Here is a 14,752-nt window from a genome sequence, read left to right as displayed (position 1 = left end):
ATATCCCTTTGCGGATCAATTGGACCCTACACTCTCTATGTGAGGCTATGATGTCACAGAGAAACAAAAGCACCGACCACAATTGGCCACAAGGTGCGGTCATCTATCAAATCTATCCGCGCAGCTTCATGGATACCAATGATGATGGTGTCGGTGATCTAAAAGGGATTGTCTCAAAACTGGATTATATTCGCGAGCTCGGCGTCGATGGAATTTGGCTCTCGCCCTTTTTCAAATCGCCGATGAAAGACTATGGGTATGATGTTGCCGATTATTGTCAGGTCGATCCGCTGTTTGGAACCCTTGATGACTTCGACCGCCTGATAAAAGAGGCCCATGCGCGAGATATCAAAGTCATTATCGATCAGGTTTATTCCCATACGTCTGATAAACACCAGTGGTTTCAGGAAAGCCGTTCCGACAAATCGAACTCGAAATCCGACTGGTATGTGTGGGCCGACCCCAAACCAGATGGCTCACCGCCGACCAATTGGCAGTCCGTTTTCACCGGGCCCGCCTGGACGTGGGATGCCCGGCGCGGGCAATATTATTTGCATAATTTCCTGGATAGCCAACCGGATCTCAATCTCCACAATCCTGACGTTCAAAGCGCACTATTGAATGTCGCGCGCTTTTGGCTGGATCGGGGTGTTGACGGCTTTAGATTAGACGCCATCAATTTTGCCATGCATGATCCGGAATTGCGGGACAATCCGCCGTCAAATATGACCAATCCGAAACGCCCATTCGATTTTCAAAACCATCTATACAATCAATCGCACTCGGAAATTCCAAAATTTCTGCGTAAGCTACGCGCAGTGACCAAGGAATATGGTGATATTTTCACCGTTGCCGAAGTCGTCGGGCCAGATCCGGTTGCTGAAATGAAGGCATTTACGGCAGGTGACCAACACCTGACGACCGCATATAATTTTGACTTTCTTTATGCGGATGAAATCAATTCGCATATCGTGAAGTCGGCGCTAGCGGAATGGCTGGATGAAAAGTCCAGCGCACTTCCCTCTTGGGCATTTTCCAATCACGATACCCCACGAGTGGCGAGCCGGTGGAGCCGCACTGACAGTAGCAATGCTGCGAAGCTCTATTTATTGCTCCTCTTCAGCTTGCGCGGATATATATTCCTTTATCAGGGCGAAGAGCTTGGCCTTTCGCAAACCAATGTCCCGTTCGAAGAATTAAAGGACCCGGAAGCTATTGCGAATTGGCCACATACCCTCGGCCGCGATGGCGCGCGCACGCCGATCCCATGGGAACATTCCACCGCGAATTTTGGCTTCTCAAACAAAAAGCCGTGGCTGCCATTTGGCAGTGACCATAAAAACTGCGCTGTCGATATTCAGGAAAGTGACGAAGAGTCGGTTCTCAATTTCACCCGCGCATTAATCAAGTTTCGCAATAATAGCCCGGCCTTCCTGCGTGGCTCATTGTCGTTCGTCGATTGCCCGCCAGAACTTCTGGCATTCACTCGAACTTTGGGCCGCAAAAAATATCTCTGCCTATTCAATTTTGGGCTGACACCTGCCGAATGGCACCCCACCGCGCAGGGAAAAGTTGTCCTTTCGACCTCGGCCAGCCTAAACCCACCGCCCGCGAAAATCCCGCCGGGTCAAGGGTTTATCCTGTCGCTTTCGGGGTAAAGCGACAAATCCGCCGCTCGGGCGCTAAATCGTTGAATAGGCTTAGCGACGGCGCGAATCTTGCGTTATGTATCGGATGATTAATAAGGTTCGCCATTCATGAAGGTTTTTATAACTGGCATTGCCGGATTTATTGGATTTCACACTGCGAAACGGTTGTTGCCGTCAGGCTTTACGATTTCCGGCGTTGATAATTTAAATGACTATTACGATCCGGCGCTCAAAAAAGCGCGGCTTGCAGAACTCGGCGACCAGATCGATTTTCAATCATTAGATATTGCAGATGCGGATGCCTTGTCTGATTTCGTTCAGCAACAACGCCCAGACGTTGTGATCCATCTCGCAGCACAGGCGGGCGTTCGGTATTCAATCGAAAACCCATTTGCCTATGCCCGGTCAAACCTATTGGGCCACCTTTCCGTGCTTGAGGCCTGTCGGCATTTGCCTAGCTTTTCACACCTAATTTATGCCTCCTCTAGCTCCGTATACGGCGGAAATGAAAAAGTCCCCTTCAGCGAAGATGACCGAGTGGACAATCCCGTATCGCTTTATGCGGCCACCAAAAAAAGCGACGAACTTATGAGTTCGACTTATGCTCATTTATACGGGCTCAAGCAGATTGGCCTTCGCTTTTTTACCGTTTATGGCCCGTGGGGTCGGCCGGATATGGCCTATTGGACGTTTACGGATAAACTCCTGCGCGGCGAGCCACTACCTGTCTTCAATAATGGCGATATGCGACGCGACTTCACCTTTATTGATGACGTAACGGCCTGCATACAAGCCATTGCTGAAAAAGCGCCCGTTTTTTCGAAAGACGAACGTCCACACCGGGTCTACAATATTGGCAATCATACGCCCGTGCCGTTGCTTGAAATGATTGCGACGCTGGAGGAGGCAACGGGTTGTAAAGCAAAGATCGACATGAAGCCGATGCAACCCGGTGACGTGAAACAAACCTATGCTGATGTTTCCCGGCTTAGTGCAGATTACGGATTTAACCCAAAAACGCCAATTAGCGAGGGGTTAAAATCGTTCGTCGACTGGTATCGCCATTACACCAATTCCTGAATGCGCCAAGGACCGATTAGTTTCCGTGCTTGAGGCGCGCGATGTTTTTACCAAGATCCTTTAAGATCTCACGGGCAGCATTGCGTCCGGGTAATCCGGTCACGCCCCCGCCCGGATGTGCACCCGAGCCGCAATGATATAGGCGGCGCAATGCGCCGCGATAGTCACCATAGCCGAGTGCTGGTCTCGCAGCCCACATTTGGTCAAGCGTCATTGAACCATGCATGATATCGCCGCCGATCAACCCGAATTTGCCCTCTAGGTCTTGCGGGGTGAGAACCATTCGGCCCAAGACTGATTTTTTGAAATTCGGCGCATATTCCGTAACCGTATCAACCACCAAATCTGCGACCTCCTCACGGTGGTCTGACCACGCTTTTCCATCCGGCAATTCGGGCGCAAATTGTTGGCAGAAAAGGCTCGCAACATGCTGTCCCGCTGGTGCCAGACTGTCGTCTAGCGTTGACGGGATGAGCATTTCAACGATGGGCTGCTGCGACCATCCATGTGTCTTCGCATCGGTAAAAGCCCGGTCCATATAATCAAGGCTCGGCGCTATGATAATTCCTGACTGGTGATGCTCCCCCATTGTTTTTCCGGGTAAGCATGAAAAATCCGGCAACTCAGACAGTGCCACATTCATGCGCAGGGTCCCCGAGGCGCATCGCCAACCGGCCATGCGTCGCTTGAACTCCGGCTCCAACGTGTCTTCAGGGACAAGCCGTTCATAGAGCAATTTCGGATTGACGTTAGAGATCACGCGATCCGCGGAAATCCGCTCACCATTTTCCAAAATCACCCCTGTTGCGAGCCCGTCTTTTACATCAACATTACTGACAGGCGCGTCGGTCGAAATTTCCACGCCGACGTCGAGACAGGCTTTGCGCATGGCTTCGGTAATTGCGCCCATGCCCCCGATGGCGTGGCCCCACGCGCCTTTCACGCCATTCACCTCGCCGAAGACATGGTGCAACAACACATAGGCCGACCCGGGGGTGTCGGGGCTCGCATAATTGCCGACCACCGCGTCAAACCCGAATGCCGCTTTGATTGGATCTGAATCAAACCAAGCATCAAGAAATGACCTCGCGCTTTTGGTAAAGAGGTCGAGCACATCCTGGTGCAAGCCTTCTCCGCCCCGCAAAACCGGCCATAACTGGCTTCCGGCCTTGATTGCGGCGGTGATACCGGCGCGGGTGTTGGGCGGCGTCTTTGTCGCGATATCGCGCAAGACATTGGCCACCGCTTCAAGGCGTTCATAATATTGCGGGAGCATTTGCGCGTCGCGATCAGAAAATTTGGCGATTTCGGCCTGCGTCTTTGCCAGACTACCGCCGACCTTGAGATAACCGCCATTTTCTAGGGGCAAAAAGTTGGAAATTGGCCGCGGCACCATTTTTAGGCCATTTGATGCCAAATTCATTTCAGAAATAACGACGGGATTGAGCAAGCTAACCGTATAACTAGCGACGGAGTTGCGAAATCCCGGATGGAACTCTTCCGTTACCGCTGCCCCGCCAACAATATGGCGGCGTTCACAGACCCGGACCGACAAACCTGCGCGCGCAAGATAGTACGCACATACGAGGCCATTATGCCCGCCGCCGATGATAACCGCATCATATTTCCTTGTTGTCATCTGAATACCGCCCCGTGGTTTCGCTCATTATTGCCCACCCGGAATCAAGCGGGAGCGCTCAACCTATCGTTGCACCATCGCGTGGACAATCCCGGTATAAAAAAGCGCGATTTTTGCGTGGATAGATATCCACACCGATTAGGGCTGACTTAATATGTTAACTGGAATATGCCTCATAACGACGGCGAACCATCAGAAAGCAGCACAATAATGCAGCAAGGCTCATCACAAACGGCTGGATTTGTCGGAATTTTCATTCAGCGCCCCGTCTTGGCGGCGGTGGTCAGTCTTCTTGTCGCGATTGCGGGTTTTGCCGCAATGCAGGGTATTGAAATTCGCGAACTCCCCGATGTGGACCGGCCCGTCGTAACCATCGACACCTCTTATCCCGGCGCGACCCCAGAAGCGATGGACGCACAAGTGACTGCGATCATTGAAAGCGCCGTTGCAAAAGTCGATGGCGTACAGACCATCTCATCTTCATCAAGCTATGCGCGCAGCCGGGTCGTCGCAGAGTTTTCAGCGTCAACCGACATCAACATCGCTGCGACCGATATCAAAAATGCGGTTTCTGGGATTAGTCGCGACCTACCGGACGACATTGATGAACCGCGCGTGGTGAAGGCCGACTCGGACTCTTCGCCTATGATGCGCATTATGGTCTCCGCCGACAAAATGGATCCGGGTGATCTCGCTGACGTGGTTGACGACGTTATCCTCCCGCGCCTGCAAGCGGTCGAAGGCGTTGCACAAGCGGATGATTATGGCGTCAAAAATCGGGTTATTCGTGTTCGGATCATGCCAGTATCGCTTGCGGCGCGCGGATATACGATCAATGACGTTATGCAGGTTCTTGAAACGGCCTCACAAAGCGCGCCGAGCGGACAATTGCGGAGTGAAAGCCAGCAATTGCTTATCCGTACGGAGTCAGAAGCGGTACTACCCGAACAAATTGGCGCGCTAAAACTCGATGATAATACGCGCATTTCCGATATTGCGGTCGTCGAATGGGGTTTCGAGGATTTAACGACGAGCGCGCGTGTTAATCGCCTCCCCGGTATCGGCATCGCGATTATTCGCCAAGCCCAATCGAATACATTGCTTGTGTCCAAGGGCGTTCACGCTGCGGTTGATGAATTGTCGCGTGAATTGCCAAGTAACGTTGAGGTCAGTGTGATCGTTGATGACGCTGTCTTCATCCAGGAATCTGTCAACGAGGTCGTCAGAAACCTCTTCCTTTCAACGCTGATCGTTGTCTGTGTGATCTTTTCATTCCTGCGGTCGTTGCGCGCGACGGTTATTCCGGCAATTACGATCCCGGTGTCTTTGCTGGGAACAATCGCACTTCTTTGGTTAGCGGGTTTTTCCATCAATCTGATTACATTGCTCGCGCTCGTCATGGCGACAGGGCTCGTGGTGGATGATGCTATTGTTGTCACCGAAAACATCCAACGTTGGCGCAGTAAGGGTGCCGGTGCGCGCGCCGCCGCTATTCTCGGCACCAAAGAGATCATCTTTGCCGTCTTATCCACGACCGCGACGCTCGCGGCCGTGTTCATTCCGATTTCATTCTTACCCGGCGAAGCAGGACAACTATTTTCCGAATTCGGTTTCACCCTCGCCTTTGCGGTCGTTGTTTCTTCGACCGTCGCGCTCACGCTCTGCCCGGTTTTGACCATCAAACTGAGCGGTTCCGGCAAATCACGAGAGTCAGTAACGCCCACAACCGACACCAGTCGCCTGACAAAACTATACAGCGTTATTGTTCGTCAACTTTTGGCGCGGCCTTTGGCCGTTATCGGCGTCTGTCTTTTATTTGCATCAGGCGCATTCATCACCCTTAAAACGCTACCCGTTGAACTTACCCCTCAAGAAGACCGTGGCCGCGTATTCATGATGGTGTCCGCGCAACAAGGCGCAAGTTTCGAATATCTCGATCGAAAAGTTCTCGAAATCGAGAACCGTCTTGTATCTTTGGTCGAAAGCGGCGACGTGACCAGTACGCAGTCCATTAATGGCATTGGTGGCGGTACACGGTCCTTCGTCATCGCCAGGTTACCCGAATGGAGCGAACGCGAGAAAAGCCAAGCGGATATGGAGAATGTTATCCGCGACCTGACAAGGGATATCCCCGGTGCCAGCGTCTTCATCCGCAGCGGAAGCTCGCTCGGCATTCGCGGTGCGGGTCAGGGGCTGAAATTTGCCGTCATTGGTGATGATTACGACCTCGCCGCCGATGCCGCGGAAAACCTTGCAACAATACTCAACACAAATCCGATTTTCGATGATGTGCGTCTCGATTTTCAGGTTTCCCAACCGCAAATCTCTATCCGGATTGATCGCGAAGCCGCTGCCGCGCTCGAAATTCCGATAAACAGCATCACCACGACCATTCAAACCATGGCTGATGAATATCGCGCGGCGGATATTTTTGTCGGCGATGACATTATTGAAGTATTAGCGAACACGGGCGGTGAGCCGGTCAACGACCCAACCGACCTCGAAAATATATTCTTGCGCTCAAGTAGCGGCGTGTCGGTTCCGCTTTCATCTGTCGCCTCCGTTAGCGAAACGGCGGTTGCTTCGAACCTGTCGCGCGAACAACGCCGCAGAGCCGTTCCGGTCACCGCGACGCTTGCTGACGGGGTGCGTCTCGGTGATGCCGCCGCAGAAATGCGCCGTGTCGCCGCGGAGGAATTAACGGGCAATCTCTCTGTAACCTTGCTTGGCGAGGCGCGTGTCCTGGAGAGTTCCAATCAAAACTATATCATCGTCATCGGTGTGGCCGCGCTAATTGTGTTGCTGGTCCTGGCCGCACAATTTGAAAGTTTTGTCAGCGCATTTATTCTTATGGCGACGGCACCATTTGGCCTCGCGGCGGCGATTTATGCGATTGGCATATCCGGCGGTTCGGTCAATTTCTACAGTCAAATCGGCTTGGTTCTTCTGATTGGGATCATGGCCAAGAACGGGATTCTGATTGTCGAATTTGCAAACCAATTACGTGACGATGGCGCGAGCGTTCGAGATGCCATTGAGCGCGCAGCTATTACGCGTTTCCGCCCCGTGTTGATGACGGCGATCTCTACCTTTCTTGGCGGTTTCCCGCTTATCTTGGGGAGCGGAGCCGGCGCTGAATCCCGTGCCGCCCTTGGATGGGTTGTTGTCGGCGGTTTGGGCTTTGCAACCTTCTTCACGCTTTTCCTGACACCGGTAGCATTCTTATTACTCGCAGGGTTTTCGAAACCACGCGCATCTGAAAGTCAGAAAGTTGCCGAAGAACTGGCAAAAGCACCGAGGCGATAAACGCAAATCTGGTATAACGCCGGAAATTCTTCAAGAATTTACGCATCACCAAATACTTGCGTAATTCTGCACGATTTCATTCCTGTAATGATGACTTCATAAAACTTGTAAGGTGCTGTCACATTCACGGCACAAGGACATCCGCGGGGGCACATTTGTGTCTTTTAGTATTGATTACGCGCGCGCGCGATAAAACAGGATGTTACAATGACAATATTGAATTCCAGAACTCGTAAGTTTCTTCTGGGATCGGTTGCCACTTTCGTATTTTCGGGAGCTGCACTCGCTCAGGGAAGCCTAGATAGCCAAGCGGATATTCGTATTCCAGCGCAGTCGCTTGATGCAGCGATTACCGATCTGGCCGATCAAGCAGACATCGCGATTACCGCAAATATTGCGCATTTATCAGACCTGCGCGCACCAACTGTTTCGGGGACAATGTCTGTTCGCGAAGCGCTGTCCGAATTGCTTCGCGGTACAAATCTCACCTATCGCACGCTTTCAGATGGCTCAATTGCGATTGAACAGGTGACGATGCAAAGTGACGAAATTATCGTTACCGGAACAAGGCTGGACCCCCTAAACCTTTTGCAAAAAGGCGCAACGGACTCGCTCACTGGCCTTTCTCTTTCTTTGCTCGAAACACCGCGCGCAGCGAGCCGGGTAAGCGAGATCACTATTGATCGTTACGGCATGCAGGATGTGGACGATCTGTTGGCAGCCGTTCCCGGAACCTTTACTGCAAGTTTCTTTGGCGTACCTGGAAATTTGAATGTTCGCGGAACGCTCGCGGATACCTATTTCCAAGGCTTCAAACGTATTGAAAATCGCGGCAACTATTCTTCAAACCTCAGCGCTGCATCCTATGTCGAGGTTTTGCGCGGACCGTCATCACCGATTTACGGACCTGGCAAAGTTGGCGGCCTTCTCAACTTCGTTCCCAAAACCGCACGCGGCGAAAACTCGAAATATGTCGATGAACTTTCCGGTTCATTGAATCTAACCGCTGGCTCATATGACAAAACCGTATTTTCCGGCGAAATCTCAATTCCCGCCGGCAATGGCGGCTTCCATTTCTTTGGTGAGCATGAAGATTCAGATTCCTATTACCAAAACATTCACCCGAAACACACAAACCTTCAGGGCACTTATGTCGGCGATATTTCCGACCAATGGAGCGTCGAATTCAATGTGATGTATTTCACCGAATCTGGCCGCATTCAGACACCGGGCTGGAATCGGGTTACGCAAGATCTCGTTGATAACGGAACCTATGTTACCGGCCGCGATACAGACATCACTGACCTCGATGGCGATGGCTATCTGAGCTATGGCGAAATCGACGCGGCGATCGGTTCATTCTACGGCCTCTCCAATATTCGTCAGATTGCTGAATATTATGGCTATGCTCTGCCAGAATTTGCGCTTGATGAAGGCGTCGGGACAACGACGCTCGACGGTAGCCAAATTTTTGCAGACGAAGGCGACTACAATAACACAGATACAATCACAGGTTACGCAGCCCTTGAACGTGTCTTTAGCGATGACAGCAAATTGTCGTTCCAGTTTTTCATTGATGATATGGAAAACGAACGCTTCAACAGCTTCGGCTTTGCCGCCGACTATGAGGCAACAGCCTTAGAGGGTCGGATTAGCTACGCGTTCGATGCCTCGCTCGGAGACAATCTCAGAGCGGACTCTGTTGTTGGTATTGCGCATCGCCGCCACGACGCGAAACAGTATGAATCCTTCCTGTCTGGATATCTCGCCTTCGACCGTCGCGATCTTTCATTCGGCGCAACAGGCGGTGATCGCATCCTCGCGCCAAACATGGTCGACGGTGAACCAGCATGGGATTCACGTCGTGATATGAAATGGAATTCGTCGTCGGTTTTCGGCATGACAGATATCAAGCTGTTCGAACGCTTCAGCATTCTTGCTGGCCTCCGGTATGACTATTTCGACCTGCAAGCGATCAATACGGGTGAGACCGTTTTTGGCGTCGCAGACACCCTCGTCGAAGATGAAAGCGGCGCAGTGACATGGTCGATCTCAGGCCGTTACGAAACGCCGTTCGGCGTCACCCCTTACATTACCTACGCCGAGCCGCGTTCGCTCGAATCCTCCCAAACTGGCGGCGTAAGCGAAGGCACAATTGGTTCCGGCCTCTATATTTCTCCTTCGAAGCTCAAAGAAGCCGGGATCAAATTCTCAATTCTTGATGGCAACCTCTTTGGCAGCCTCGCCTATTACGAGCAATATCGCCGTCAGACCGATATGCTCGGCAATATCAGCGGTACAACCGCCGAAGGGTTTGAAACTGAAATTCATTGGCTCGCGACCGACAATCTCAGCTTCACCTCTTCCTTCACCAAGCAGGAAACAAAAGTGGATGCGCCCGGCGCAGGTCGCGGCGAATATCTTCAGGTTCGCCCGGACCAATTCGGCGTTGATCCCGTTCTCGGTTATGGCGGTACTTTCGCGATCAACAATGCGGGCTATTTGCCGTACCTAGCCGATGGTTACACGCTGACAACGATCCCGGAAATCGTTGCGAGCCTTTACGGCACTTACACAACCAACCCGTTCACATTCTTTGGCGGCAACGCGAAAGCCGGTATCACAGCCGGCGGCAGCTATGTCTCGGAGACTGGCGGGATTTTCGAAAACGATATCGTTCTGCCATCTTACACTCTGGCGAAGGTTGCGGCCTTCGTGGAGTTTGAACAATTCACCCTCTCGGTGAATGTCGATAACCTCTTCGACAAACGATATTTCACCCCTTCAGCGGAAGTTTACAAAGAAGTTGCCGTTATGCCCGGTCTTCCTCGTATTTTCCGCGTGAATTTGTCATACGACTTCTAATTCAGACAAGTATTGGGGCGCAATCAACGTTGATTGCGCCTCTTTTCGATCTAGACTTCCGCCTGATCTATATTTGAAAAGAGCTCAAAAATGACAGCAAACCGCGCAAAGAATAAGTTACTCACGCGTCGTCAGGCATTGAAACAGTTCTCAGCTGGCGCGGGATTCACAATATTGGGGAGCTGTGGGCCGCTTCCGAAATCGGCGGAAACGACCGCTGCTGAATTTAATTATGGCGTCGCTTCAGGTGACCCCACCCAATCTGCGGTTGTTATTTGGACCCGCGCGGTACCGACAACAGTATCCGAAATCGCAAATGTCAGCTTCGAAATTGCGCATGACGAAACATTCAATGACGTCGTCCGCCGCGGCATGGTGCAAACATCGTCACAACGCGACTTTACAATAAAAGTCGACGTCACGGATCTAAAGCCAGCGACCACGTACTTCTATCGCTTTGCGAGTAGCGATAACACCTCAGCAATTGGCCGTACACGGACCTTGCCTCGCCGCAGCGCTAACGAAATCAAATTCGCGCTTGCGTCCTGTGCAAATTATCCATCTGGTTTTTTTAATGCCTATCGCGAGATTTCAAAGTTTTCCGATTTAGACGCCATCATCCATGTTGGCGACTATATCTATGAATATGCCGCTGACGGATATGATTCAAAGACAGGCATCGCGCTCGGTCGCATCCATGAACCGGCACATGAAATTATTACGCTTGCAGATTACCGTGAACGTTTCGCGCAATATCGCGCCGACCCGGATCTGCAAGCGGCCCACGCTACAGCGCCGTTTATTACGATTTGGGATGATCATGAAACGGCCAATAATAGCTGGATGGATGGTTCATCTAATCACCACGAAGAAGCCGAAGGGTCGTGGCAAGACCGACGAGACGCGGCGCTACAGGCCTACTTCGAATGGATGCCGATGCGCGATCCTGTCGTTGGTGTCGCCGCCGAACGGCTAAACCGGACTTACGATTTTGGCGATATCGCTTCGCTCCATGTTATCGAAACCCGTCTGACGGGCCGCGATGAACCCCTTAGCTATAGCCGCGATCTGCCGATGAATAATGGCACGCCGGACGTCGAGAAATTTCGAAGCGAAATTTTGAATGATCCGTCACGTACCATGATGGGCACCGCACAAGAGGCTTGGCTTAAAGGTGAGCTATCATCGTCGAAAGACCGCGGAATCGCTTGGCAAATCCTCGGCAATCAAACCGTCATGGCACGGATGAATACACCAGATTTTACGGAATTAATGCCGAAAAACATGCTCGACGCCTCGATGGCCAAAGGCGGATATACCGCTATGTGGCTGGAGCGCTCGAAACTTGGTCTCCCCGTTAGCCTTGATTCGTGGGATGGCTACCCGGCCGCCCGAGAACGACTATTCGATACAGTGAAATCGACTGATGCGAATCTCGTCGTTCTTTCGGGCGATAGCCATATGTTTTGGGCGAACAATCTGCATAGTGCCAAGGACGAGAAACAGGTCGCCATCGAAATCGGCACCGGCAGCATCACCTCACCCGGCGGCTACGAATCCTTGAGCGATGACCCGGCGATCTTCGATATCGCAAAAAAGGGCGTGGTTGCTCATAATGCTGATGTTGCCTATGCGAATGTTCACGATCACGGGTTTGTTGTTATTACTGCGACGAAATCGGATATTACTGCTGATTATTTCAAAGTGAGCACGACAAAAAGCAAGGAATATGAAGCCTCTAGGTTTTTATCGGTCCTCTCCAAACTGACGGATCAAGGCCCCTCGCCTTTTAAAGCCATTTCCTGACCACTCTGGAATTAGCGTGACTAATCTCCATTTTGGCGATAAAGCACCTGTCCGATGCCCCCGATTTTTAATTGGGGGCATTATGTTTATAGAGTGCCCACGCTATTTCTGTGAGTTTCATGACCGACGAATACCAAAATCGCCGTACCTTTGCCATTATCTCCCACCCGGACGCCGGTAAAACAACGCTGACCGAGAAACTCTTGCTTGCGTCGAGCGCGATCCGCCTTGCGGGCGAGGTAAAAGCCAAAGGTGAGCGCCGGCGAGCACATTCGGACTGGATGTCGATCGAGCAAAAGCGCGGAATTTCAGTCACAACATCTGCGATGACCTTCGAATTTGAAGGGAATGTCTTCAACCTGCTGGATACGCCGGGGCACGAGGATTTCTCCGAAGACACCTATCGCACGTTAACGGCTGTTGATTCCGCGATCATGGTTGTCGACGCCGCAAAGGGGATTGAGCCTCAAACGCGGAAATTATTTGAGGTCTGCCGATTACGGGATATTCCGATTATTACCTTTATCAATAAGGTCGATAGAGAAGGCCGCGACCCTTTCGACTTGATTGAAGAAATCTCCGATCAACTGGCACTCGACGTCACGCCCAAAGTCTGGCCCATCGGCACCGGCGGTCGTTTCCGTGGCTGCTATGATATGGAGCATAATCGCGTGCTCTTACCCGCAGAGGATCAGGCGCTCGGCTTTGAACGATCTGTTGATGTATCGTCACCGGACGATCCGAAACTGAATGATCTAATCGGCGCAGACATAATGGATGAAGTTCGCGGCGAGATGGAATTAGCCGCAGAAGGCTATGCGCCATTTGATCTTCAGGCATTTCGCGACGGAACCCTTACACCGGTCTATTTCGGTTCTGCGTTGCGGCAGTTTACCGTGGCGGAGCTCCTTAGAGATGTTGGGCGTTATGCGCCGCCCCCCGGTAAACAGAAAGCCCGTTTGGCGCAAAATGAAGAGACATCAGTCGATCCGGATGCGGAATTCGTTTCGGGCTTTGTTTTCAAGGTTCAGGCGAATATGGACCCAAACCATCGGGACCGTATCGCATTCGTGCGTATGTGTTCGGGTAAGTTTCAACGCAAAATGAAGCTCAAAGTTACGCGTACGAATAAAGCCCTAGCCGTTGCCAATCCTATTTTCTTTTTGGCGCAAGATCGGCAATTGGTCGAAGAAGCTGTTGCTGGCGATATTGTCGGCATTCCAAATCATGGTGCCTTGGGCGTTGGTGACACATTGACAGAACGCGATGGTCTCCAATTTTTAGGCTTGCCCGATTTCGCCCCAGAAATTATCCGCCGTGTTCGCCTCGATGATCCGATGAAATCAAAGCAGATGAAGCGCGCAATGATCGCGCTCGCCGAAGAAGGCGCGAGCCAGATATTCACCCCTTCCCTTGGATCAGATTTTTATGTGGGTGTCGTTGGATCTCTTCAACTCGACGTCATTCGTGAACGGTTGAAAGCTGAATATGACGTGGCCGCATCGCTCGAAGTTTGCGGGTATGATGCCGTGCGCTGGTTGAGCGGTACTGAGAGTGATATCGATGCATTTGTACGTTTAAACAGAAACGCTATTGCCCATGACCGCTATGGATCTCCAGTCTTTCTTGCTCGCTCCCAATGGGAAGCTGGATATGCGGAAGAAAAGAATCCAAACGTCAAATTCCTAAAGACCCGCGAGCGGGTTTAATAGAGAACCAGAAAGAAATCAGAGAAGAAATGACAAAGCGCGTCGCAATTTTTGACCTAGACCGTACCATCACAAAAATTGGTACGTTCACACCATTTCTCCTAAGCACAAGAAGGTCCACAGGATCGAAACTGGCGCTTGCTCCAAAATTTACGGGACCGCTTCTCGCCTATACTCGCGGCGAGCTTGATCGGGTGGCGCTAAAGAACAAAATGATGACGACTGCTCTATCTGAATTTACGACCGAAGAAATTCGTGACTACTCTGAGCGGTTTGTTGATCAAACACTTCTTGGCGGCATTCGCCCCAAAGCCATCGATGCAATTAAACGCCACCAGGATGAAGGTGACTACACTGTATTGGCAACCGCAAGCGTCGATTTTTATGCGGATATTTTCGCCGAACGTCTTGGCTTTGATAAAAGCATCACAACGAAAACCAACTTCAGCCAGATTTCAAAAGGGCCGCCACAAGTTATTGGCGGCAATTGCTACGGCGAAAACAAATTGGAAATGGTAGCCACACAATTAGCGGAGATGATTCAAACAGACCGCTCGTCACAACATTGGACGTTCTACAGCGATCATCATTCCGATATTGCGTTGTTCAAAGAGGTCGAAGCACCTTTCGTTATATCGCCGCATATGAAAACGCGACGCAAAACAGATGCGTTGGGCTATCCGGTCCTTAACTGGTAG

8 protein-coding genes are annotated in these 14,752 nt (G+C 51.5%); 7 read left to right on the top strand and 1 reads right to left on the bottom strand.

Annotated features, from left to right (window positions below):
• Positions 1 to 50 precede the first annotated feature (50 nt).
• Together ABFZ83_RS14835 and ABFZ83_RS14830 are read left to right on the top strand one after the other, a co-directional pair.
• A complete protein-coding gene (locus tag ABFZ83_RS14835) occupies positions 51 to 1,658 on the top strand; it encodes an alpha-amylase family glycosyl hydrolase (RefSeq protein WP_411818846.1) in 1,608 nt (535 codons plus the stop codon).
• 99 nt (positions 1,659 to 1,757) lie between these two features.
• Entirely contained in the window at positions 1,758 to 2,729 is a 972-nt protein-coding gene (locus ABFZ83_RS14830; RefSeq protein WP_411817330.1) for an NAD-dependent epimerase/dehydratase family protein, read from the top strand.
• Positions 2,730 to 2,745: 16 nt separating this feature from the next.
• Here ABFZ83_RS14830 and ABFZ83_RS14825 read toward each other — a convergent pair whose 3' ends face one another.
• On the bottom strand, positions 2,746 to 4,368 hold the full coding sequence (locus ABFZ83_RS14825; protein WP_411817329.1) for a phytoene desaturase family protein: 1,623 nt from the start codon (positions 4,366 to 4,368) through the stop codon (positions 2,746 to 2,748).
• Between the two features lie 210 nt (positions 4,369 to 4,578).
• On the opposite strand from ABFZ83_RS14825, the gene ABFZ83_RS14820 reads away from it, so the two are divergent.
• The 5 genes from ABFZ83_RS14820 to ABFZ83_RS14800 all read left to right on the top strand — a co-directional run bounded on the left by ABFZ83_RS14820 (position 4,579) and on the right by ABFZ83_RS14800 (position 14,752).
• Positions 4,579 to 7,674, top strand: a complete 3,096-nt coding sequence (locus ABFZ83_RS14820; protein ID WP_411817328.1) for an efflux RND transporter permease subunit — start codon at positions 4,579 to 4,581, stop codon at positions 7,672 to 7,674.
• Positions 7,675 to 7,881: 207 nt separating this feature from the next.
• A complete protein-coding gene (locus tag ABFZ83_RS14815) occupies positions 7,882 to 10,539 on the top strand; it encodes a TonB-dependent siderophore receptor (RefSeq protein ID WP_411817327.1) in 2,658 nt (885 codons plus the stop codon).
• A 90-nt stretch (positions 10,540 to 10,629) separates the two neighbouring features.
• The gene (locus ABFZ83_RS14810; protein ID WP_411817326.1) at positions 10,630 to 12,345 is read left to right on the top strand and encodes an alkaline phosphatase D family protein; all 1,716 of its coding nucleotides are present in this window, start codon (positions 10,630 to 10,632) and stop codon (positions 12,343 to 12,345) included.
• 119 nt (positions 12,346 to 12,464) lie between these two features.
• Positions 12,465 to 14,054: a peptide chain release factor 3 gene (locus ABFZ83_RS14805; protein WP_411817325.1), complete on the top strand. Its 1,590-nt coding sequence runs from the start codon at positions 12,465 to 12,467 to the stop codon at positions 14,052 to 14,054.
• Positions 14,055 to 14,083: 29 nt separating this feature from the next.
• Entirely contained in the window at positions 14,084 to 14,752 is a 669-nt protein-coding gene (locus ABFZ83_RS14800; protein WP_411817324.1) for an HAD family hydrolase, read from the top strand.

It is taken from the genome of Hyphococcus formosus (assembly GCF_046736345.1).
Classification (GTDB): Bacteria; Pseudomonadota; Alphaproteobacteria; order Caulobacterales; family Parvularculaceae; genus Hyphococcus; species Hyphococcus formosus.
Note: the sequence above shows the minus strand (reverse complement) of the source record. Positions and strands in the feature narration are given on the sequence as shown.